General features: G+C 36.4%; 23 protein-coding genes and 1 pseudogene. 9 read left to right on the top strand and 15 right to left on the bottom strand.

Annotation, left to right across the window (positions count from 1 at the left end; all coding sequences use genetic code 11):
- Positions 1 to 92: 92 nt before the first annotated feature.
- From H3T56_RS06165 to H3T56_RS11760, 5 genes are all read right to left on the bottom strand, one after another.
- Entirely contained in the window at positions 93 to 1,088 is a 996-nt protein-coding gene (locus H3T56_RS06165) for a peptidase U32 family protein (RefSeq protein ID WP_198192285.1), read from the bottom strand.
- A gap of 681 nt (positions 1,089 to 1,769) precedes the next feature.
- A complete protein-coding gene (locus H3T56_RS06170) occupies positions 1,770 to 2,312 on the bottom strand; it encodes a hypothetical protein (RefSeq protein ID WP_086356688.1) in 543 nt (180 codons plus the stop codon).
- Between the two features lie 14 nt (positions 2,313 to 2,326).
- Positions 2,327 to 2,518, bottom strand: a complete 192-nt coding sequence (locus H3T56_RS06175) for a hypothetical protein (RefSeq protein ID WP_065651368.1) — start codon at positions 2,516 to 2,518, stop codon at positions 2,327 to 2,329.
- Between the two features lie 258 nt (positions 2,519 to 2,776).
- On the bottom strand, positions 2,777 to 3,268 hold the full coding sequence (locus tag H3T56_RS06180; protein WP_198192286.1) for a hypothetical protein: 492 nt from the start codon (positions 3,266 to 3,268) through the stop codon (positions 2,777 to 2,779).
- 3 nt (positions 3,269 to 3,271) lie between these two features.
- Positions 3,272 to 3,673, bottom strand: a complete 402-nt coding sequence (locus H3T56_RS11760) for an EndoU domain-containing protein (protein WP_198192350.1) — start codon at positions 3,671 to 3,673, stop codon at positions 3,272 to 3,274.
- Between the two features lie 256 nt (positions 3,674 to 3,929).
- On the opposite strand from H3T56_RS11760, the gene H3T56_RS06190 reads away from it, so the two are divergent.
- On the top strand, positions 3,930 to 4,232 hold the full coding sequence (locus H3T56_RS06190) for a SymE family type I addiction module toxin (protein ID WP_198192287.1): 303 nt from the start codon (positions 3,930 to 3,932) through the stop codon (positions 4,230 to 4,232).
- Between the two features lie 70 nt (positions 4,233 to 4,302).
- On the opposite strand, the gene H3T56_RS06195 is transcribed toward H3T56_RS06190, so the two are convergent.
- Together H3T56_RS06195 and H3T56_RS06200 are read right to left on the bottom strand one after the other, a co-directional pair.
- On the bottom strand, positions 4,303 to 4,632 hold the full coding sequence (locus tag H3T56_RS06195) for a hypothetical protein (protein WP_034901483.1): 330 nt from the start codon (positions 4,630 to 4,632) through the stop codon (positions 4,303 to 4,305).
- A gap of 107 nt (positions 4,633 to 4,739) precedes the next feature.
- Positions 4,740 to 5,717, bottom strand: coding sequence for a VENN motif pre-toxin domain-containing protein (locus H3T56_RS06200; protein ID WP_198192288.1), 978 nt, complete (start codon positions 5,715 to 5,717; stop codon positions 4,740 to 4,742).
- A 730-nt stretch (positions 5,718 to 6,447) separates the two neighbouring features.
- Here H3T56_RS06200 and H3T56_RS11765 point away from each other — a divergent pair.
- Positions 6,448 to 6,552 carry a SymE family type I addiction module toxin gene (locus H3T56_RS11765; protein WP_367642266.1) on the top strand — a complete coding sequence of 35 codons (105 nt, stop codon included), beginning with the start codon at positions 6,448 to 6,450 and terminating at the stop codon, positions 6,550 to 6,552.
- A gap of 49 nt (positions 6,553 to 6,601) precedes the next feature.
- Here the strand turns inward: H3T56_RS11765 and H3T56_RS06210 are convergent, their stop codons facing one another.
- The 3 genes from H3T56_RS06210 to H3T56_RS06220 form a co-directional block, all read right to left on the bottom strand.
- Complete coding sequence (locus H3T56_RS06210) at positions 6,602 to 6,967, bottom strand: hypothetical protein (RefSeq protein WP_081298801.1); 366 nt, start codon at positions 6,965 to 6,967, stop codon at positions 6,602 to 6,604.
- Between the two features lie 2 nt (positions 6,968 to 6,969).
- On the bottom strand, positions 6,970 to 8,463 hold the full coding sequence (locus H3T56_RS06215; RefSeq protein WP_198192290.1) for a VENN motif pre-toxin domain-containing protein: 1,494 nt from the start codon (positions 8,461 to 8,463) through the stop codon (positions 6,970 to 6,972).
- Between the two features lie 171 nt (positions 8,464 to 8,634).
- Complete coding sequence (locus tag H3T56_RS06220; protein WP_165755129.1) at positions 8,635 to 8,787, bottom strand: hypothetical protein; 153 nt, start codon at positions 8,785 to 8,787, stop codon at positions 8,635 to 8,637.
- 272 nt (positions 8,788 to 9,059) lie between these two features.
- Between H3T56_RS06220 and suhB the strand changes: the two genes are divergently transcribed.
- Positions 9,060 to 9,863, top strand: coding sequence for an inositol-1-monophosphatase (gene suhB / locus H3T56_RS06225; protein WP_065577905.1), 804 nt, complete (start codon positions 9,060 to 9,062; stop codon positions 9,861 to 9,863).
- A gap of 87 nt (positions 9,864 to 9,950) precedes the next feature.
- Here the strand turns inward: suhB and H3T56_RS06230 are convergent, their stop codons facing one another.
- On the bottom strand, positions 9,951 to 10,271 hold the full coding sequence (locus H3T56_RS06230) for a helix-turn-helix domain-containing protein (RefSeq protein ID WP_198192351.1): 321 nt from the start codon (positions 10,269 to 10,271) through the stop codon (positions 9,951 to 9,953).
- A gap of 204 nt (positions 10,272 to 10,475) precedes the next feature.
- Here H3T56_RS06230 and H3T56_RS06235 point away from each other — a divergent pair, with 204 nt between their 5' ends.
- Positions 10,476 to 12,677, top strand: coding sequence for a cation-translocating P-type ATPase (locus H3T56_RS06235; RefSeq protein ID WP_198192291.1), 2,202 nt, complete (start codon positions 10,476 to 10,478; stop codon positions 12,675 to 12,677).
- 55 nt (positions 12,678 to 12,732) lie between these two features.
- Here the strand turns inward: H3T56_RS06235 and tilS are convergent, their stop codons facing one another.
- Both tilS and metC read right to left on the bottom strand, forming a co-directional pair.
- Positions 12,733 to 14,046, bottom strand: coding sequence for a tRNA lysidine(34) synthetase TilS (gene tilS, locus H3T56_RS06240; RefSeq protein WP_198192292.1), 1,314 nt, complete (start codon positions 14,044 to 14,046; stop codon positions 12,733 to 12,735).
- A gap of 11 nt (positions 14,047 to 14,057) precedes the next feature.
- Entirely contained in the window at positions 14,058 to 15,275 is a 1,218-nt protein-coding gene (metC, locus tag H3T56_RS06245) for a cystathionine beta-lyase (RefSeq protein WP_198192293.1), read from the bottom strand.
- Between the two features lie 98 nt (positions 15,276 to 15,373).
- Here metC and H3T56_RS06250 point away from each other — a divergent pair, with 98 nt between their 5' ends.
- On the top strand, positions 15,374 to 15,991 hold the full coding sequence (locus tag H3T56_RS06250; RefSeq protein ID WP_198192294.1) for a 4'-phosphopantetheinyl transferase superfamily protein: 618 nt from the start codon (positions 15,374 to 15,376) through the stop codon (positions 15,989 to 15,991).
- A gap of 55 nt (positions 15,992 to 16,046) precedes the next feature.
- On the opposite strand, the gene H3T56_RS06255 is transcribed toward H3T56_RS06250, so the two are convergent.
- Positions 16,047 to 16,811, bottom strand: coding sequence for a tyrosine-protein phosphatase (locus H3T56_RS06255; RefSeq protein ID WP_198192295.1), 765 nt, complete (start codon positions 16,809 to 16,811; stop codon positions 16,047 to 16,049).
- A 101-nt stretch (positions 16,812 to 16,912) separates the two neighbouring features.
- On the opposite strand from H3T56_RS06255, the gene pepB reads away from it, so the two are divergent.
- The 3 genes from pepB to H3T56_RS06270 all read left to right on the top strand — a co-directional run bounded on the left by pepB (position 16,913) and on the right by H3T56_RS06270 (position 20,037).
- Complete coding sequence (gene pepB / locus H3T56_RS06260; protein WP_086353757.1) at positions 16,913 to 18,193, top strand: aminopeptidase PepB; 1,281 nt, start codon at positions 16,913 to 16,915, stop codon at positions 18,191 to 18,193.
- Between the two features lie 66 nt (positions 18,194 to 18,259).
- A complete protein-coding gene (locus H3T56_RS06265) occupies positions 18,260 to 18,646 on the top strand; it encodes a tetratricopeptide repeat protein (RefSeq protein ID WP_198192296.1) in 387 nt (128 codons plus the stop codon).
- Positions 18,647 to 18,993: 347 nt separating this feature from the next.
- Positions 18,994 to 20,037, top strand: a complete 1,044-nt coding sequence (locus H3T56_RS06270; RefSeq protein ID WP_198192297.1) for an SEL1-like repeat protein — start codon at positions 18,994 to 18,996, stop codon at positions 20,035 to 20,037.
- Between the two features lie 80 nt (positions 20,038 to 20,117).
- On the opposite strand, the pseudogene H3T56_RS06275 reads toward H3T56_RS06270, so the two are convergent.
- A pseudogene (locus H3T56_RS06275) lies at positions 20,118 to 20,252 on the bottom strand (peptidylprolyl isomerase); the annotation flags it as partial.
- A 106-nt stretch (positions 20,253 to 20,358) separates the two neighbouring features.
- Between H3T56_RS06275 and H3T56_RS06280 the strand changes: the two are divergent.
- Positions 20,359 to 21,606, top strand: coding sequence for an SEL1-like repeat protein (locus H3T56_RS06280; protein WP_198192299.1), 1,248 nt, complete (start codon positions 20,359 to 20,361; stop codon positions 21,604 to 21,606).
- Positions 21,607 to 21,646 lie beyond the last annotated feature (40 nt).

A 21,646-nucleotide genomic window follows, 5' to 3' on the forward strand; every position in this document is an offset into this window, starting at 1 on the left:
TTGATAGCTATTTTCTAACGCTAATATCAAAAGTCATTTAGATGAGTATCATATTTATTTTATTGGTAAACATGAGTAAATATGTTTATATTTTATTGCCATTTACGGTGGTAAGCACCTAATGTCGTTTGTGTGCCTTCTGATACTGATCCTAATGTATCCATCCAGTTCTTTTCTGCTTGGAATGTTTGAGGATTCGCTTTATAACGGTCAATAGCTTGTCGCCAAACTCTAGTCACTTGTTCCACATAAGCTGGACTACGTTGACGCCCCTCAATTTTTACTGAGGCAATATTAGCCGCAAATAGTTCAGGTAATAGTTCAATGGTATTTAAACTTGTTGGTTCTTCAATAGGATGATAAAGTTCATCGCCAACAAAATAGCGTCCTTTACATAAGGTTGGATAACCCGCATTTTCACCTTTCTTATGGCAATCGATTAATACATTATTCAGTCTAGATTCAAGTCCTTTATCGGTCTCTTCCCAACGGACAAATTTCGCTGGTGAACAGGCTCCTACGGTATTGGGAGATTCACCGGTTAAATATGAGGATAAATAACAGCGACCTTCCGCCATAATACATAGACTGCCGAATGCAAACACTTCCAATGGTACTGGAGAGACTTGTGATAACTGTTTCACTTGATGCATGGATAACACTCGCGGTAAAACAATACGATGCACCTGGAAGTTATTATGATAAAACTTGATTGATTCTTCATTGGTTGATGATGCTTGAACCGAAACATGGCGTTCAAGATTAGGATGCTTTTCGGCTGCATAATCAAGCATGGCTAAATCAGCAATGATTAGAGCATCAGCGCCAATATTTGCCGCTGTATCAACTGCATATTGCCAGCGCTCAAAGTTTTCCGGATGAGCGAAGGTATTAATTGCGATGTGTAACTTTTTACCATGCTTATGTACATATTCGGATGCTTCAATTAAACGCTTTTCATTAAAATTTAATCCCGCAAAATGACGAGCATTGGTATCATCTTTCAAACCAATATAAACGGCATCAGCACCGTTATCGATTGCTATTTTTAATGATGGTAACGAGCCGGCAGGGCAAAGAAGTTCCATATTTATACCTTTAGATTCTGCATTTTATTCGCCGTGTATTATGCAATAATTCTGACTGTAATGCGAATAGAAAGCAGGCAAAGTCACTAAAAACATAACAAATGATAGATTAATAATGTCATGTAAAAAGCCTAACAAAGATAATTAATGGTGAAATTGTTTCTGATATCAATTACCTAGGCGTAATCTTTGTCATACCTAGGTAAAAGTTAATGACTTTCGCCTGCGACTTAGAAATGTTTATTTTATATTTTCCCCAATAAAATATAGCAACATGATTAATTCACCATTGCTTATTGTTGAATGAATGATATTCAATACTTCATCGTTGTGGTAATAAACGAGGTTATCCACCAATCGGTGAAAAACTGTCATTACCAGTAACAGTTCTAATTGGTGATTATATTTTTTAGATAATGGTTATTTTGATTTGCTTTATTTAGGTTTATTTTGTAAAAATAATTGAGGAGTGTATACCGTCTTATTGATATTTGAATATCCGTGGGCTATTAATTAAGCAATAATAAGTCGCTGAAGATAATTTTAGACATCAGGATTTTGACATACTAAACGAACTAAATAAAACAACATTAATGTGAAATTAAAATCAGTAATAATATCTATCCCCCCCTTTCCTTAAAATTTTTAGGTAAAGGGGATTAGAGGTAAGTTAAAAAGTAACTAAGTTGTGGTTTTAGGAATTTTACCTGTCCACCAAATTGGTTTTTCGTCAGGTTGTAAATTATCGAAAACAGATAAAGGGATCAGCTTGTAGGTAATTAAATCCGGTATTGTAGTATATGCTACCATTACCGGCTGATATTTATAATCGGGATCTGATTTAAACCATTCATAATTTCTTATAGCACATTCAATACACTCATAAAATGCTTCAAAATATTCACCAAAAATTTCAAATAAAGTTGATTTAGTTCTATCTAAATCACTTTTAACTTGACCTGATAATATTTTACTCCAATCAAATGCTTCTCTATCCAACTGTTTAAACTCTTTTTCTACCAATTTCATTAATGCTACGGCGGCATCTAACTCTTCTAATTTTAAATAACGACGATATAAGCGGTCAGTAATTATTGACCAATTTTGGTCAGGATATTTAGGTAAAACATAATATGAAATGCAGTCAAAAAATAGCTGCATATCACTATCTGTACCTAATTCATATACTGACCCACCGCCTCTGAAACCAATTTTTATTAACATAATTTACTCACCTCCTATTTTGTTTTAAATTCAATTTGTTCAGGCTTAATTATTCCATTTGATTTATTTTTTATACCCTGTTTTATTTTAAATTCCTGTAAGGCAGTCATTTTCTGACCGCGAATATCTATTACAACTAATTGTTGTACTCCTGATGGTAGATGTTTTTTTCTATCAATGGCTTGTTTGGAAACATTATCAATCAAACCATTAATATTATTTTGTATATCATAATTTTTTACTTCTATTGAACAAGTAGTACCATTACAAAAATCTGGTCTTACACTCCCGTCTGTTCCCCATTTTACCTTTTGACCATTCAGATAGCTTTCCTGAGCATTAAAATCAGGAGTTAACGTTTTACCGGCATCTTTATGAATAGTGCGTTCGAGCTCTTTAACCTGTTCTCCTAACTCTTTTAAGCTAGTGACAATGTTTAATCTGGTCTGGTCTACTCATCCTCGTTATTCAAGATAGAGAACATGATGAGTTCCTTCTAAGCTATTATAAAGGTCAACCGCCTCTTGCCCCTCAGCAATAAACTCTACATCTATCGGAGCGGGTGGATTATTAGGATCTTCATAGTTCCCTTCTAAAAAGGCTTTATATTGTTCCAGAACATATAAAAGCTGTTCCCTAGTAAGGATAACCTGTTGCTCTTCAACATATTCAGTACCAATAAAAACGTAATCGCCGGTAATTAATACCCAATGAGCATTACCAACACCAAACATGCCGTCCGGTGCTCGACTATTTGCTAAATCGGTTAGATTATTAATCCAGATATTGACTGAGTTAACTGAGTATTGGATTTCATCTAATAGCAAAGATGCAATCTCACATACACCGTAACCTTGTTTAGGTGTGTATCGAATATTTTCCTCAGGCAATCTTCCTGATGGACGGAAATTTTCATAAAAATCCGTCCAATATAAATATATTTTTCTATTTTTCATACATTATTTACCTTTATTATAAATCGGCCACGCTGTTGCACCTGTACCACCAGGTTTTTTATAGAAACCTTGCATTTTTATTCCACTTGAAGACGTTCCTATCCATTTTCTAGTATCATAAGGATCTGGTTTTGAATTTTCAAAAGCACTTTTTATTTCCCTTTCAGTTTGACGTTTAGACCAATGCTTAGGGAAGAATGTTGTTTCAGCCTGCTTTTCATACCACTTACCTGTAGCAGGATCTCTGACCGATATATATCCTGTCGTGACACCATTTACATCGGCTTCACCTGTCCACTTATCTACTTTAATATTTGGATCTTTTAAATAATGTCCTCCTGTTCCAACCTTCGTGCCGTCTCTATAAGTCTTAATTTCACCATTTAAAATGTGATCGGTATTGATTGTTACCTGAGTACCTTTACCTGCTTGTTGTTGAACTAACTCGGTCGGTGTTGGTGATGGTTTAAAGTCTTCGAGATACTCGCCTACTTTACTTTCTGTACTCGTCGTGCCTTTTCCAGCATTATTTTAAAACATCAGGCTAAGCAGTTGATTGAATAAGACAAGGCGGCTAAAGAAGAGCAGTAAAATAGACGCAGATTAACGGTGTACCACCACCGCTAACCTACTAATCACAACAACTATAGGAGTAGTTATTATGACTAAGGTATATTCTACGTTGGATAAGATGATTGTCCAGAAGAGCAAGATTGAACGGCATTACACCGTTGGTTATCTGCCGTCCCGCAGTGATGACAGTATTCCGGCTATTCATCTTAAGGGTAAATGGCTAAATCAGGCCGGGTTTACCACCGGTACACCGCTGATTATCCGGGTGATGCAGGGTTGTTTAGTCATCATCACCGAACCTAAACACCAGACGGATAACCGTAAGTTACTCGAAGAGATACAACAGACCCAGCAGCGCATCTGTGATATCACCGTTAAGCTTAATCAGTAAAACGGATAGTCAGAATCCACCCTATCATTGAGTTGAGGTTAACTTCACTAATGGCATGTAATGGATCAAATTATATGGGTCCATTCCATGTCAGCTTATTTTTAAGTTCTACAGGAACCATAGCAAAGAGTTCTTTAATAAAACTAACTTGCTTATCATAATTAATAGATATTTCGGTATTACAGTTCTCATAATAATATCGAGCCTGATGATTTAAAAACCAAATATCATGCTGCTCAAATTCAGCATCAAAAATAGTAATTAATAAATTATGAACTAATTCAGCCTCATAATAACATGATATATCTTTCGCCTTTCTAATCGAGTCTTGTGACTGCACGTTTCTTATATAAGTTAATGTTCGTCCTAACATTTCCACATATATTTCATTTTTCTTCATCATGGTTTCCTTGTTGGTAGAGGCCGTGCATCAACAGGGACTTTATTAGTTTTATCCCATTTACCATTTTCTAATAGCTTATGGATATATGTTGCATCACCTGTAGTTTAGTATATTTCTTGAGCTGCTGCCATTCTATGATGACCTTCGGTAATATAATAATTTCCTTTACTATCAATATATCCTGCAATTTTCCCTCTTGTAGCCGTGAACTCAAAACTTCCGTTTAGCATATCGCTTTTCATTAAATCAATTTGAGCAGGATCTCTTAATCCGACTTGAGTACCTTTAATTTCGGGAATACTCCCTTTTACAGCAATATCATCAACCTTATTAACAATATTACCGGGTTTACCTATATTGGTATTTGGTTGCGTAAAATTTACTCCTCCATACAAACCAGCCAATGAAGATACAATTCCATGTGCAGCCATAACATATTTATACTGTTGAGCAACATCTTTTACATCTCTACCTGTCTCTTTTGCAATTGCTTCAATTGAAATTAAATGAATAATGCTGTTGGGATCTAAACCGACTAATGCTTCGTTAAGATTTTTTGAGTCTTCTCTATATAAATCAGCATTTGTTAAACTTCTAGCAACCTCTTTTTCATATTCATTCTGCATTTCCCATGCTTCTTGCAGCAATCCTTTACAAGCTGAGCTTGAGATGTTACCCAATGAACAATTATCCTGTAAAATTTGATCTCGTTCTTTATCTAGTTTATTGAGATTTTCTAATTCTTTCTTTTCATCTTCTGTTAATTCCTCACCTAGATAGTTTGGCTTTATCCAAGTCAAATAAGCTTTTCGCTTAGCTTCATTTACACTCAAATAATTATTCTCAACCGCATTTTTACTACTACTAATAGCTGCACTGGCATCACCAATATTACCACCACCGGCAGCTACCGCAAGACCTGCCGCTAACTGTGATAGTGCGCTGATGGTTTGTTTTTCTTCTTCGGTTAAATCTTTGACTTCTTTGCCATACAGTTGTTTGCGGATGATATCTGCCGCAACTTCACCGGCCACTGCACCCGCTCCACCAGATAATGCTGAGTTACCTTGTAGCTCAGCCACTACCGCACCAAGTATTGCATGGGCAACTCTAACCTCGCGGTTTCGTTATCACCGGCTTGTATCTTTATCTGCTCAGCTAACCATGGTACACTGGCGCCAGCTAGGCCGCCGGTCATATCGCTGGTGATAATGCCGGTAATAATTGATACGGCTGAGTCAACGCCTTTACTAAAGTCATTGCCCATTTTGCCATCTTGGGAGTCTTTACCGGCATCTTTATGAATAGTGCGTTCAAGCTCTTTTACCTGTTCTCCTAACTCTTTTAAGCTCGTGACAATGTTTAATCTGGTCTGTTCATCCTCTTTATTAAAGATTGGTTTGAGTTTGCTATGGGCATTTTCGGTATCATGACTGAGTTCATTAATATCTTGTGTTTGTTTATCTTGGTCACGAATGATTAACTCACCGTTACTGATTGCCGCATGGGTAATAACAACTATTCTAATTGGTTAATTATTTTTTTAGATAATGGTTATTTTGAGTTGGCTTATTGAGGTGTATTTGTAAAAATAATTAAGGAGTCTATACCATCTTAGTGACATTAGGATATGAATGAACTGGTCATAGTTTGCGAGAATTATGCATATAAGAGTTAACTATGACTAAGGCACATTCTACGCTAAAAACCACCATTACTAAAACCCGAACGGTAAAACCACGGCCAAAGCGCAGTTTAACGGTCGGTTACAGCCCCAACGGCGGGCAACCTAACCCCTGACCGCAACTCACCATTAAAGGCTGCTGGGTGGAAGCCTTCGGCTTTACTACCGGTCAGCCAGTCATCATCGATGCGCAGCAAGGGTTATTGATTATCAGGATTGAGGGGCTGAGCTAAGAGCTAAAACCAGATCCCCACGGATTAGGTGGGGATCTACCTCAAAAACTTATTGATTGTAAAAAGCTAAAGCATACTCTTTAGACTTTTTTAATAGTCCACGCTCAAAATTTTTCCATCGTTCTGGATTTGATGTTGAGTTGTTGATTATAGCTTCTATAAGACCTGTTGCAGTAGCATTAGCTAATCTATCATCTGAAGATGACATTCCTTCCTCTATCAATTTGAATAAATATTTTTTATTTATAGCATCAAGGTTATCAAATTCATTAAATAAACATTTCCCAATATTTGAAAGCAATACCGTTAAGGGAGGGGATTCGGGTTCCCAATATGAATAATTTTTGTTTATCTCACTTTCAATGACAACAGATAATATTTTAAATTTATTTGTGAAATCACTATAGTCAAACATTTCTATTTTCCTTTTAATGCATTTTGCATATCTTTTAAAACATTTTGAGCGGCTGCTCTATCACCACTAGATGCTGTAGGATTTCTATTTATCCAATCTTGTAAAGCTCTTGAATAATCTTCAGCTTTTTGAGAATGCGTTTTCCCTCCAACATTTTGCCCTGTAGATAACTCATGACGAACTGCATCGGCAGTACTTCCACTTCCAATTTTTGCATTCTCTCTATACAGATCGTTAAATAAACCCTGCAATTGTTGATCTTTTACAATAGGTTTTTCCATTTGAGAAATTGTTTTATCTTTGTATTTTTCATAATTATTTACGTTATGCGCCTGATTAGTATTATTCCAATTATCAGCTAATTGACTTTCTTTGCCTGCGTGCTGGGTAAAACCATCATTTTTCCCTTTCTGATTTTCAACGATATTCCCTGTTACATTCTCTCTTGTTTCTTTATAATTTCCACCACCTTGTTGAACGTTTTCTTTTCCATATACTGATTCAAAATAATCTTTATCTAATTTTCCCGTTATATTACTAGTTTTACTTTTATTGGCCGTTGATAATTTACTTCCTTTTAATGCTCTATTTATTATAGGTAAAGCAAAATGCCCTTCCAAACCATTAATCATCATCATTATTGCAATGGTTCTACCAGCCATTACTTGAGCTTCTTCATCACTGTAACCAAAACTTTTAAAACTTACTACATATCCATTATAAATAGCATGGAATTTATTTGCTGCTGCTGATGTGCTGTTCAATAAATGCTCAATTTCTTGGTAACCAATTTGAGCATTTGGAGGATTTGAATAAGTTAAATACTTATAAGTTTTTAAAGCATCGTAGGCTTTCTGGCGTTCCACATGGCATTCATCACTATTTACATCAATACACGCATTTATTAATGCATCACTTAAACTATCATCTTTAAGACGAAGTTCAAGTAATTCCATTTTTTCTTCATCTGTTAATATACCTTTTCTTTCTTTGTATTCTAAACCTTTTTTGGTTTGATGCTCATCTGAGTTTAAATAATTATTCTCAACCGCATTTTTACTGCTACTAATAGCCGCACTGGCATCGCCAAAATTACCACCGCCGGCAGCTACCGCAAGGCCGGATGCTAGTTGAGATAATGCGCTGATGGTTTGTTTTTCTTCTTCGGTTAAATCTTTGACTTCTTTGCCATACAGTTGTTTGCGGATGATATCTGCCGCAACTTCACCGGCCACTGCACCCGCTCCACCAGATAATGCTGAGTTACCTTGTAGCTCAGCCACTACCGCACCAAGTATAGCATGGGCAATTAAGTTGCTGGCAATATCATCGGTTTGCCATTTACCATCTTCACCCATATGCCCGGTGTGCAGTTTTATCTGCTCAGCTAACCATGGTGCACTAGCGCCAGCAAGGCCGCCGGTCATATCGCCGGTGATAATGCCGGTAATAATTGATACGGCTGAGTCAACGCCTTTGCTAAAGTCATTGCCCATTTTGCCATCTTGGGAGTCTTTACCGGCATCTTTATGAATAGTGCGTTCGAGCTTTTTTACCTGTTCTCCTAACTCTTTTAAGCTCGTGACAATGTTTAATCTGGTCTGTTCATCCTCTTTATTAAAGATTGGTTTGAGTTTGCTATGAGCATTTTCGGTATCATGACTGAGTTAATTAATATCTTGTGTTTGCTTATCTGGGTCACGAATGATTAATTCACCGTCACTAATTGCCGCATGGGTAATATTCGAGGCTTCATCGTTGTGGTAATAAATGGTTGGTTGGCCACTGGTCGGTGAAAAAACATTACTACCAACAACCATTCTAATTGGTTAATTATTTTTTAGATAATGGTTATTTTGAGTTGCTTTATTTAGGTTTATTTTGTAAAAATAATTGAGAAGTCTATACCATGATAGTTATTAGGACATTGATATAACCTGATTTTTTGCATTAATTGTGTCTATTTTTCAATTTATCGTCGCTCGGCTGGCAAAGTAAGTATAAAACCTTTATACTATGCGACAATTTTTAGTAATACTTGCTGTGTTGCTAAATCAACCCGTTCTTTAACATCATCAATTGGAAGAAAATTATGCATCCGATGCTGAATATTGCTATTCGTGCTGCTCGTAAAGCAGGTAATGTGGCCATTAAGGCTTATGAAAATCCAAGTTCAATCGAAATTGACACTAAAGGTGCTAACGATTTTGCTACTAACGCCGATCGTGCTGCTGAAGCTTTAATTATTGAAACAATCAAAAAAGCGTATCCTGATCATACGATTATTGCCGAAGAAAGCGGATTGGCTAAAGGTAATGATGCTGACACGCAATGGATTATCGACCCAATTGATGGTACCACCAATTTTATTAAGAATATTCCTCATTTTGCGGTTTCGATTGCCGCTCGAGTTAAAGGTAAAACGGAAGTTGCTGTCGTGTATAATCCGATGAGTAATGAACTCTTCACGGCTGCTCGAGGTAAAGGTGCGCAGTTAAATGGTTACCGTATTCGAGTAAGTAATGCGAAAGATTTAGAGGGTAGTGTGCTGGCAACAGCTTTTCCTTTTAAAGCTAAACAACACAGTAATTGTTATTTCGCGGTATTGCAAAAGTTATTTACTAAGTGTGGTGATTTTCGTCGTACAGGTTCAGCCGCGTTAGATCTAGCTTATGTCGCATCAGGGCGCTTAGATGGCTTTTTTGAAATTGGCTTAAAACCATGGGATATTGCCGCAGGTGAATTGATTTTACGTGAAGCGGGTGGTGTGGTTACCGATTTTGCGGGCGGTAATAACTATATGGTCTCTGGTAATATTGTGGCTGGAAATCCAAGAATCGTTAAAGATCTGCTTGTTTCTACTCAAAATGATTGGCCAGAAAATTTACGTAATTAATTTTACTTTCTTTATCTAAATGCAGGGCTGTCTTATCCCTGCATTTTGTCTTTATATCTTTTATCAAAAATATAAATTTGCTATTGGTTATTGTGGATCAGTTATTGCTGTCATGGAACAATTAACTTGTAAGCCTTGATTGTTTAAATAATCACTACCCCAGACATACATTGATTCGAGGACTGGTTTGATACTTTTGCCAAAGTTGGTTAAAGAATATTCTACTTTAGGTGGTACAACGGGATAAACGTGTCGATTAATTAGGCCATTTGCTTCAAGTTCACGTAGCTGTTGGGTTAGCATTTTAGGTGTAGCGCTTGGAATTTCTTTCTGTAATTGTGAAAATCTCAAGGTGATTTCGGTCATTAGTTTCCATAAAATGAGCGATTTATATTTACCACCAATCATATTAATTGCGGCATCAACTGGACAATAGGTGATAGGTTGATGTTCTTTTCCACGACCAGTGGTATTAATCGGATTATTTTTCACATTATTATCTTAATAGTATCTTTTGGGGTAGTATATATCAAAAAAGTGCATTCTTGTTAAAAGGATAATTAATATTACAATAGCTATATAAATCACATCAAAAACCAAGGGAAACATCAAATGAAAACCGTCGAATATAGTTTTTTTGTGGAAGAGATGAGCTGCGCATCATGCGTTAGTCGTGTTGAAAAAGCATTAAAAAAGATTGATGGCGTGATTAATGTTAGTGTTAACCTTGCGACAGAAAAGGCAACAGTTGAAGCCAATACGAATGTGCAATTAGAAACCTTAATGGCAGCAGTCGATAAAGCCGGTTACCACGCGGTAAAGATAACCGAGCCGGAAATTCACGCCAAAGATATAAATAAGCAAGCGTCACTCTGGCCGATTATTATCTCGGTTATCTTAGCGATTCCTTTTGTATTGCCGATGTTATTTGAACCATTTGGCATTCATTGGATGATGCCAGCTTGGTTGCAATTAGTGATTGCCTCGGTTGTGCAATTTGGGCTTGGTGCTAAATTTTATCGTAGTGGTTTTAATGCTGCCAAGGCGTTGTCCGGTAATATGGATCTGTTAGTGGCTATTGGTACCAGTGCTGCTTATGGATTGTCACTTTATCAGCTTATTATCGGTAATGACGATCATCTCTATTTCGAGTCATCGGTGGTTATTATTACGTTAATTTTGATTGGTAAATGGTTAGAGTCAAGAGCCAAACATCAAACGACCCAAGCGATTGAAGCTCTTTCCGCGCTGCGCCCGGAAGTTGCATTAGTTCGACAAGGCGATCAAGAGGTAAGTTTGCCGATAAGTCAGGTTAAGGTCGATGATGTGGTTGTGATCAAACCTGGTGAACGAATTCCAGTAGATGGTGTGGTTATTGACGGCGCATCGAGTTGTGATGAATCTATGTTGACGGGGGAGAGTTTCCCGGTTAGTAAAACCCTCAATAGTATCGTAACCGGTGGTACGATTAATGGCGAAGGATTATTGATAGTAAAAGCAACAGCAGTACAAGCTGATTCGACTTTGTCTAAAATTATAGCTATGGTCGAGTCTGCTCAAGCGAAAAAAGCGCCAATTCAACGTATTGTCGATCGGATTAGTGCTATTTTTGTTCCCGTGATTTTATTGATTGCGCTGATTACGCTGCTTGCTTGGGGCGTTATTTCTCATGATTGGCAGCAAGCTTTACTACATGCGGTCGCCGTGTTAGTGATTGCTTGCCCATGTGCATTAGGATTGGCGACACCAACCGCCATAATGGTTGGTACGGGTGTTGCTGCTCGCCATGGTATTTTGATTAAAGATGCCGAGGCGCTTGAAACCTTACATAACATTAATACGGTAGCATTTGATAAAACTGGCACATTAACCATTGGTAAACCAGAATTAGTTGAACTGGATGTAATGGGCACAGAAACTGCCGATCAAATTCTCGCACTAGCAGCATCAATGCAAGCCGGAAGTGAGCATCCACTCGCTAAAGCAATTTTAGCGAAAGCTAAATCGTATAATTATGCACAGAATATTACCTCAGTTGCTGGTTCAGGGGTAATGGCAACGATTGATAATCATGAATATTATTTAGGTAGTTTACGTTGGATGAAATCGTTAAATGCCTATTTTGTGGATATGCAGGATAAAATTAATGAACTTACCCAAAAAGGTTATACAATCTCATTTTTAGCCAAACAGCAATCGGAAAATGGTGTTGTGATATTAGCCTTATTTGGTTTTGCCGATGTGATTAAATCGGAAGCGAAAAGCGCCATTGATGCATTACATCAATTAAACGTAAATACAGTTATGTTAACTGGTGATAATCAACAAGCCGCTAATTATGTAGGGCAACAATTAAGTTTAGATAGAGTTATTGCTGAAGTTTTACCGCAAGATAAAGCCAATTATATTTATCAATTACAAAAAGAAAACCAAAATATTAAAAGTAGTAATAGCAATCATAAAGTGGCAATGGTGGGTGACGGTATTAATGATGCTCCAGCTTTAGCTGCGGCTGATATTGGTATTGCCATGGGAACGGGGACTGATGTCGCGATGCATGCAGCAAGTATAACCTTGATGCGCGGCAATCTATTTTTAATTGCTGATGCCATTGATATCTCACGAAGAACCTACAATAAAATTAAACAAAACTTATTTTGGGCATTTTTCTACAATTTAATTGGCATTCCACTTGCGGCCTTCGGCTTCTTAAATCCAATGATAGCCGGTGCGGCTATGGCACTTAGCAGTGTAAGTGTAGTGACTAATGCTTTATTGTTAAAACGTTGGCAAGCACGTTCTGAAGCAAAATAGTTTGAGATTTTATAAAATTAAGTTAAGGAGATGTACTGTCTCCTTATTTTTTAAATTATCGCGTATTAATCAGGTTAAACCCAACTTGTGATCCCTTACCTTGTTCAGTAACAAATACCCCGACGGCAGTAATCAATTGTTCATTATAGTAAATTAATGGAATACGAGTGCGCTGCCAAGGCGGAATATGGTGTTCTTGCCATAGTTTTTTTATTGATCGTGATCCTTGGCGCTGCACAATTTGAAATTGACCTTGGGCATGAAAACGCACCGAAACGGTTTCCTCTTTTTGTGGTAAACGACAAGTTAACTTGGTTTGATAATTGGACTGTAATATGCCTAAATTATCCGGCAAGCTTAGCGAAGTATTTAGATCCCAAGGCAAGATTTGCTGTTCAATATCTTGAAATAGAGGCAATAAATAGAGTTGGTTTTGATAGCGACGAATCTGTCGGTTATGTAAAATAAATTGTGGATTAGCATCTTCTTTCGCTTGAATAACGGTTTGCCAAATTAGTGAGAGTTGCTTTTGACTTGGCATGCCGATATGTTGTTCTTTAAACCACATCCGCAATATTGCATTACGTTTATAATCTGAATAATCACGTAGTGGTTGGATATTAAGTTGTTTGGCATTGCCAGTAATTTGCTTAAATTCTGTCGATAAAAGCTCATGGATTAATGCTTCTTGCTGTTGACATAACTCGGCACTACGTGCCACCATTTGCGAGAAATGTGGCCAACGCTGATTAAGCGTTGGCAGTACCTTTAAACGTAAAAAATTACGATCGTAATGATCATCTTGATTACTTTCATCTTCTATCCAAGTTAATTGGTGCTGATTGGCATACTGTTCAATCTCTTGACGATATATCGTGAGTAGCGGCCGAAGATGTTGGCCATTTTCAAGTGGCATAGAGGATAAGCCAGCAGGACCACTACCACGCTTTAACGCTAAGAAGAACGTTTCACATTGATCGTCAAGGTGCTGAGCAGTACATAACAACTCATCACTTTTTAAATGTCGATAAATTGCTTGATAGCGAGCTTCTCTTGCTTGTTCTTCAATATTGCCCGCCGCTCTATCAAGTTTGACTTTTTCAATAATCAAAGGAACTTGCCAAACATGGCATTGTTGCTGGCAATGTTCCGCCCAACTATCAGCGTTTTTGCTTAAACCATGGTGAATATAAATTGCTCTAAGTTGTAAATTTTGTAACTTTTGTCTCAAGTTGACTAATGCTTGCAGTAAAACAGTCGAATCGACACCACCACTAAAGGCAACCAGCAGCGATTGCCGACCGTTTAGATGTTGTAAAATTGTTTGTTCAATAATACTTTTAGTCTTAGCTTTATTTTGATGACTCATCGGTTATCCATTTATACTAAACTTTGTAATGCATTAACTTTATTTTTATGCAATTTAATTCTATCTAAGCCAGCGGCAAGATCGGCGATTAAATCATCAGGATCTTCAAGGCCAATATGTAATCGAATTAATGTACCAGTGAAATCAATGCCCGATACCGGACGTATTTTTGCCAGATCTTCTGGTTGGTTGGCTAAAATTAATGATTCAAATCCACCCCATGAATACGCCATTGAAAAGTGAGTCATATTATCCAAGAAATCAGATAGTTGCACATCGCTTAAATGATCTTTAAGTACAAACGAAAATAGACCACTAGCACCACTAAAATCACGTTTAAAAAACTCATGTCCTTTACAACTTGCTAAAGCCGGATGATTAACAGTTGCCACTTTAGGATGATTAGCTAACCAGTTTGCCACTTTTAAGCTACTTTCGTGATGTTGTTTTAGTCTAACCGCTAAGGTTCGTAATCCACGAGCTGCCATATAAGCGGTATCAGCATCACACATTTGTCCCATTAGATAAGAACGTTCACGTAATTGATCCCAACAACGTTGATTAGCAACAGCAGTACCTAACATAGCATCAGAGTGACCAATTAAATACTTAGTACCGGCTTGAATAGAGATATCAACATCGTGCTCTAATGCTTTAAATAAAACACCAGCAGCCCAAGTGTTATCCATCATAATGACAATTTCCGGATTTACCTTGCGAATCGCTTTAACAATTGCTGGCACATCATGCAGTTCCATAGTGATTGAGCTTGGTGATTCAAGAAATACCACTTTGGTATTTGGTTTAATATGATTCGTGATATAACGACCAATTAGTGGAGAAAAATAATCGGTTTCCACACCAAAATCTTTGAGTATATGTTCACAAAATTCTTGCGTTGGTTCGTAACTGGCTTCTGATACCAGAATATGATCACCGGTTTTTACAAAAGCTAAAATGGCATTTGCAATGGCGGCCGCACCGCAAGGATAGAGATAGCAACCAGCACCACCTTCAATTTCCACCATGGCATCTTGCAGGGCAAAATGAGTTAATGTGCCGCGACGACCGTAAAATAGTGCTCCTTTAGTGCGATTTTCCATCGCTTCTTTTTTGGCCTCAATTGAATCAAAAACTAGCGATGATGCTCGCTGAATAACTGAATTAACTGCACCTTGGGTATAGCGTTTTTTTCGACCAGCATGAACTAATTTTGTTTGTAATGACATGATGCATCCTTAGTAAACCGATAAATTTCGATAACAGTTAGCATAGCATGCTGTTAAAATAGTAAAAAATAATTTTTGTTTAAACTGGCTTACACAACATGTTAATTGTCCAACTTGCCCATTTAGATACGATTGAAGTCAACTATTCGCTATTATCACCACAGGTCATTGATGATGCTGAATTATTAAAGGGTACACGTAAAAAACAGTTTTTAGTTTGCCGTTCAATGTTAGCGAGTTTGCTTAAACAGTATTGTCAAATTGATAGTTTACCGAGCATGATAGTTGGCGATAATGGCCGACCTTGCTTTTTAGATAACCATTTTCCTGATTTTAATATTAGTCATAGCCAAGATTGGATGGCGGTTGCAATATCGCTAAATGGTCAAGTCGGCCTTGATATTGAAGTTGCTAGGCAGCGTAAAAATTATTTGAATGTCGCTGAAAGTATTTTTGCTAATGATGAATATCAATGGATGTTAAAACAACGTGATACTTTAACCGCATTTTGGCAACTTTGGACATTAAAAGAGTCAGCTCTTAAATTATATGCCAAAGGCGTTTGGCAAATGAAATCGGTAAAAGTTGATGTCGCAAACCAGTTGATTAGTGCGCCATTTGGCCAAGATTTTTATTATCAATATCAGCAAGTGGCATCGGTTCATCTTGCCGTTAATCAGAATAAACCTATCACCGATTTTATCTTACAATCTTAATGTTACAGACAAATTGATCATAAGTGTATGGTGATTATCCATACACTTAGATTAATTAAATTAAATAAATATCTTGCAGAATTTTCCTGTTTTTATCATCCAATTGATACTCTTTAGTTAACCAATCGTCGATGGTGGTATAGCGTTTTTTGATTTCATCAAGAGCTGCGGTTAAAAACTCTTGTTTAGCTGCAAAAATGATTTTCTGTTTTTCAAACTCTTCAGCCGATAATTTACTTTTATTTTGGCTAAGTATGGCTTGACGATAATCATTTAAATGGCGCTCGGTAAGTAAGTAATCTTGCATAACTACGTCTTCACTTACCCCCAATGCAAATAGGGTTAAAGCTACGCCAACACCAGTTCTATCTTTACCTACTGCACAATGTTGCACTAAGGGTTTTCCATTAGCACTAAGTAGTAGTGATGTTAACTTTTTATAAGCAAGATTATTAAAAGGTAATAATTGATAAAGTTTAATCATAAAATCAAACGGTGAATATTTTTTCATAACGAAAATATCATCACTGGTTAGGCTTGCTGTAATTTCATCACTTAATGGGTTTGCTGGCACATTAATATATTGACTGTTATTCCAAAGATTATCGGGATGACGATCAATTTCATGTTGATCACGATAATCTAATACATAATGCAAATTAAGCTCATCAGATAAAAAATTTTTTTCACTATCATTAAGACGTGAAAATTCACCTGAACGATACAACATTCCTGTTCGAATTTGGCGACCATCACTGGTTTTAATGCCACCTAAGTCACGAAAATTGATGCCATTTTGGATTGGTACAACTGATGTCATTATAGGTCCTTATTTATGCTTAACTTTGCTTGCTATCTTAACATGTTTCTGATTAGAATTGATTTATCGTTTTTGCATTTTTATTGCTTGAGGAATTTATTATGTCGAGTTTATCTATATTACTTTCGGAAAAACCTGCACCATCAAAGTGGGGAAAAGAGGCGTTACTTAGTTTTTCAGATGATGCTGTTACCATTCATTATCAACCGGATCATCGACATGGTGCCATTCAGCGAGCAGCAAGAAAATTAGATAATCAAGGTATTAAGTCGGTTAAACTTAGTGGTGATAATTGGGATCTAGAATCATGTTGGCATTTTTGGCTCGGTTATCGTAATGCCAAAAATAATAATAAAGTGAGTTGGGCAAAACTTAATAGCCATGATAAACAAGAACTAAAATATCGCTTAGCAATTATTGATTGGTGTCGAGATATTGTTAATCAACAAGCAGAAACATTAAGTCCTCTAGAATTGGCCACGCAAAGTGCAAACTTAATCAGCAATTATTCTTCTGATATTACCTATAACATTATTTCCGGCGAAGCATTAAAAGAACAGGATTATATGGGAATTTATACGGTTGGCAAAGGATCTGATCGGCCGGCAGCGTTACTTGAGCTTGATTATAATCCGACTAACAACCCCAAAGCGCCAATTGTCGCTTGTTTAGTCGGTAAAGGTATCACTTTTGATTCTGGTGGTTATAGCTTAAAGCCAAGCAGTTTTATGGAATCAATGCGATCGGATATGGGGGGCGCGGCATTAGTAACTGGTGCTCTGGCACTTGCTATTGCCCGAGGAGTTAAACATCGTATTAAACTTTATCTATGTTGTGCTGATAACTTGGTGAGTGGTAAGGCATTTAAACTGGGTGATATTATTCGATATCGTAATGGTAAAACAGTTGAAGTGGATAATACCGATGCGGAAGGACGATTAGTTTTAGCTGACGGGTTAATTAGTGCTGACAGTGATAAGCCTCACTATATTATTGATTGCGCAACCCTTACTGGAGCAGCAAAAATTGCAGTAGGTAATGATTATCAATCATTACTCTCATTTGATGACAAATTTGCTAATCAATTATTGGCAAGTAGCCAAGCGGAACATGAAGCTTTTTGGCGATTACCATTAGCTGATTTTCATCGTAGCCAATTTCCATCATCGTTTGCGGATATAGCCAATTCAGGATTACCCAATACCGCTGGTGCCAGCACTGCCGCGGCATTTTTATCTCATTTTATTAAAAATTATAAACAAAATTGGCTACACATTGACTGTTCAGCGACATTCCGCAAAAGTGCCACCGCTTTATGGGCAACTGGCGCAACAGGTATCGGGGTAAGAACGCTAGCTAATTTGTTAACTATATTAAAATGATTAGTAATGATTTTATGATGCATTAAATAGAATTTTAAAAAAGTTGATAAATATATAAGGAATATCATGAACATAAAAAAGTTACTATTAGTTATACCCCTCTTATTTTCTTTTGCTACTTATGCGAGGGATTGTGCAACAGAATTTGAAAATAAAAATTATGAAAAGGCACTTGTTGAATGTACACAAGAAGCAGAAGAAAATGACAAAGTGGCACAATATAATCTAGCTCGTATGTATGATGATGGTGAAGGAATAGAACAAGATAAACAAAAGGCGGTGTATTGGTATACAAAAGCAGCGGAGCAAGGTTACTCCAGCGCGCAATATAATTTAGCGGTTATGTATAATGAGGGTGATGGTGTTGAGCAAAACAAATCATTAGCTAAAGAGTATTTTAAACAGTCTTGTGATCTAGGTTTTGAACTAGCTTGTGAGGAATTAAGAAAATAGTCCTATTATTCGGTTAAAAACCACCTTAAATCACTAAGGTGGTTTGCTTGAAGTATTTGTTCATTTTAGAACAACTTTTGTTTAGCTTTAATCATTGTTGCTTTTTTTACATAGATTGGCTCAACAGTCACACTTTGATGTTATCCCATGTGTTTGATTGCTACATTCATAATCCTTATTAACAATGTCTATTCCTTTAATGACTTTGCCAAAAACGGCATAACTATATTGGTCTGGTGATTGGTAATAAAGGAAATCAATAATAATGGTTATCTTTGATATATACTTTATATATAATGAGCAAATGAAAAATAGCAGTGTCTACTTTAACATGTATAGGAAATACAATGACAAAACTAGTATCTTTCGGGTTATTAATTCTGTGTTCTTTTTCAAGTTATGCTGGCCAATGTAAAACAGAAATTGAACAAAGAAATTATCAAAAAGCCTTTATTGAATGTACGCAAGAAGCAGAACAAGGAGATGGGAATGCTCAAACTAATTTAGCGATGATGTATCATTTTGGAAGAGGCGTTGAACAAGATAAACAGAAAGCTATTTTTTGGTATACAAAAGCGGCAGAACAAGATTATTCTAATGCTCAGAATTCTTTGGCATTCATGTATGAAAAAGGTGAAGGAGTAGAACAAGATAAACAGAAAGCTATTTTTTGGTATACAAAAGCAGCGGAACAAGGTCTGTATCGTTCACAATTTAATTTAGCGAATATATATTATCTAGGTGATGGTATAGAGCAAGATAACCAAAAGGCTGCATATTGGTTTACAAAAGCAGCAGAGCAAGGGCATTCTGGTGCGCAATATAATTTAGCAATTATGTATAGTAAAGGGGAAGGTCTAGAGCAAGATAACCAAAAATCGATATATTGGTACACAAAAGCGGCAGAACAAGGTTATCTTGATGCTCAATTCAATTTGGCTCTTAAATATCATATCGGTGATGGTATAGAGCAAGATAACCAAAAGGCTGCATATTGGTTTACAAAAGCAGCCGAGCAAGGTGATTCTAGCGCACAATATAATTTAGCGTTTATGTATAAAAAAGGTGAAGACGTAAGGAAAGATAAACAAATGGCGGTATATTGGTATACAAAAGCAGCCGAGCAAGGTTTATCAATCGCACAAAATGATTTAGCTGTTATGTATTATCAAGGTGAAGGTATAGAGCAAGACAAACTAAAGGCGGCATATTGGTTTACAAAAGCAGCAGAGCAAGGTTACGCCAGAGCGCAGTATAATTTAGCACTTATGTATAATATCGGTGATGGAGTGGAGCAGAATAAATTTTTAGCCAAAGATTATTTTAATCGATCTTGTGATCAAGGATTTGAAAAAGCTTGTGGTGAATTAAAAAAAGAACTAAATTTTTGAAGAAAACCATCTTAAATGATTAAGATGGTTTTTAGGTATTCTGCGTTTTTAAGTAACTTATTGTTTATCTTCAATCACAGTTACTTTTTAATATAGATTGGTTCAACAGGGACATTTTGATATGGCCCCATGCGTTTAGTGGCTATGCTAACAATTTTATCAACGATATCAATTCCTTTAATGACTTTGCCAAAAACGGCATAGCCATATTTTCTGGTAATCAAGGAAATCAATAACAACAGCTGTTTTGGATACATATATTTATATATAATAAGTAAAATAAAAAATACTAATGTTTGTTTAACATGTATAGGAAATACAATGAAAAAAATATTATCATTTGGATTATTAACTCTATGTTCTTTCTCAATTTATGCAGGTGATTGTAAAGTAGAGGTTAAAAAAGAAAATTATGAGAAAGCATTTGTTGTGTGTACACAAGAAGCGGCGAAGGGTGACTCTGATGCACAATTTTATTTAGGATTTATGTTTGAGAAAGGTAAGGGTGTTAAAGAAGATAAACAAAAAGCTTTTGTATTTTATACAAAAAGTGCAGAGCAAGGAGAGGCCAGCGCCCAAAATAATTTAGCAGTTATGTATGATAAAGGTGATGGCGTAGAGCAAGATAAACAAAAGGCGGTATATTGGTATACAAAAGCAGCAGAACAAGGACATTTTGACGGACAAAATAATTTAGCCTTTATGTATGATAAAGGTGAAGGCGTAGAGCAAGATAAACAAAAGGCTGTATTTTGGTTTACAAAAGCAGCAGAACAAGGTAATTCGAACGCACAAAATAATTTGGCTTTCAAATATTATAAAGGTGAAGGCGTAGAACAAGATAAACCAAAGGCTGTATATTGGTTTACAAAAGCAGCGGAGCAAGGTGATTCGAATGGACAAGATAATCTAGGGGTTATGTATGATAACGGTGAAGGCATACAACAAGATAAAATAAAAGCTGTATATTGGTTTACGAAAGCAGCAGAACAAGGTTACTCAAGTGCACAATTCAATTTGGCTCTTAAATATTATAATGGGGAAGGTGTAGAACAAGATAAACAAAAAGCTGTATATTGGTATACAAAAGCAGCTGAGCAAGGACATTTTGACGGACAAAATAGTTTAGCAGTTATGTATGCGAAAGGTGAAGGCGTAGAGCAAGATAAACAAAAGGCTGTATTTTGGTTTACAAAAGCAGCGGAGCAAGGTTATGCTAGAGCACAATACCATTTAGGCATTATGTATGATAACGGTGAAGGTATAGAACATGATGGACAAAAGGCGGTATATTGGTATACAAAAGCAGCCGAACAAGGCAATATAAATGCACAAAATAATTTAGCAGTTATGTATGAAAACGGTGAAGGCGTAGAGCAAGATAAACAAAAAGCGGTATATTGGTATAAAAAAGCAGCGGAGCAAGGTGAACCTGTTGCTCAATATAATTTAGCGCTTAAGTATGATGAAGGTGATGGGATTAAGCAGAATAAATCTTTAGCCAAAGAGTTTTTTAAACAGTCTTGTGATCAAGGTTATGAATCAGCTTGTGATAAGTTAAAAAAATAATCCGATTATTTGATGAAAAACCACCTTAAATTATTAAGGT

The sequence above is a fragment of the Gilliamella sp. W8123 genome (genome assembly GCF_016101085.1).
Classification (GTDB): domain Bacteria; phylum Pseudomonadota; class Gammaproteobacteria; order Enterobacterales; family Orbaceae; genus Gilliamella; species Gilliamella apis.

Excerpts from the sequence above, each read along its gene's own strand:
- H3T56_RS06165 (WP_198192285.1), bottom strand. The coding sequence starts at position 1,088 with ATGGAACTTCTTTGCCCTGCCGGCTCGTTACCATCATTAAAAATAGCA.
- H3T56_RS06170 (WP_086356688.1), bottom strand. The coding sequence starts at position 2,312 with ATGTTAATAAAAATTGGTTTCAGAGGCGGTGGGTCAGTATATGAATTA.
- H3T56_RS06180 (WP_198192286.1), bottom strand. The coding sequence starts at position 3,268 with ATGAAAAATAGAAAAATATATTTATATTGGACGGATTTTTATGAAAAT.
- H3T56_RS06190 (WP_198192287.1), top strand. The coding sequence starts at position 3,930 with ATGACTAAGGTATATTCTACGTTGGATAAGATGATTGTCCAGAAGAGC.
- H3T56_RS06195 (WP_034901483.1), bottom strand. The coding sequence starts at position 4,632 with ATGAAGAAAAATGAAATATATGTGGAAATGTTAGGACGAACATTAACT.
- H3T56_RS06210 (WP_081298801.1), bottom strand. The coding sequence starts at position 6,967 with ATGTTTGACTATAGTGATTTCACAAATAAATTTAAAATATTATCTGTT.
- H3T56_RS06215 (WP_198192290.1), bottom strand. The coding sequence starts at position 8,463 with ATGGGCAATGACTTTAGCAAAGGCGTTGACTCAGCCGTATCAATTATT.
- H3T56_RS06220 (WP_165755129.1), bottom strand. The coding sequence starts at position 8,787 with ATGGTTGTTGGTAGTAATGTTTTTTCACCGACCAGTGGCCAACCAACC.
- suhB (WP_065577905.1), top strand. The coding sequence starts at position 9,060 with ATGCATCCGATGCTGAATATTGCTATTCGTGCTGCTCGTAAAGCAGGT.
- H3T56_RS06230 (WP_198192351.1), bottom strand. The coding sequence starts at position 10,271 with ATGATTGGTGGTAAATATAAATCGCTCATTTTATGGAAACTAATGACC.
- H3T56_RS06235 (WP_198192291.1), top strand. The coding sequence starts at position 10,476 with ATGAAAACCGTCGAATATAGTTTTTTTGTGGAAGAGATGAGCTGCGCA.
- tilS (WP_198192292.1), bottom strand. The coding sequence starts at position 14,046 with ATGAGTCATCAAAATAAAGCTAAGACTAAAAGTATTATTGAACAAACA.
- metC (WP_198192293.1), bottom strand. The coding sequence starts at position 15,275 with ATGTCATTACAAACAAAATTAGTTCATGCTGGTCGAAAAAAACGCTAT.
- H3T56_RS06250 (WP_198192294.1), top strand. The coding sequence starts at position 15,374 with ATGTTAATTGTCCAACTTGCCCATTTAGATACGATTGAAGTCAACTAT.
- H3T56_RS06255 (WP_198192295.1), bottom strand. The coding sequence starts at position 16,811 with ATGACATCAGTTGTACCAATCCAAAATGGCATCAATTTTCGTGACTTA.
- pepB (WP_086353757.1), top strand. The coding sequence starts at position 16,913 with ATGTCGAGTTTATCTATATTACTTTCGGAAAAACCTGCACCATCAAAG.
- H3T56_RS06265 (WP_198192296.1), top strand. The coding sequence starts at position 18,260 with ATGAACATAAAAAAGTTACTATTAGTTATACCCCTCTTATTTTCTTTT.
- H3T56_RS06270 (WP_198192297.1), top strand. The coding sequence starts at position 18,994 with ATGACAAAACTAGTATCTTTCGGGTTATTAATTCTGTGTTCTTTTTCA.
- H3T56_RS06280 (WP_198192299.1), top strand. The coding sequence starts at position 20,359 with ATGAAAAAAATATTATCATTTGGATTATTAACTCTATGTTCTTTCTCA.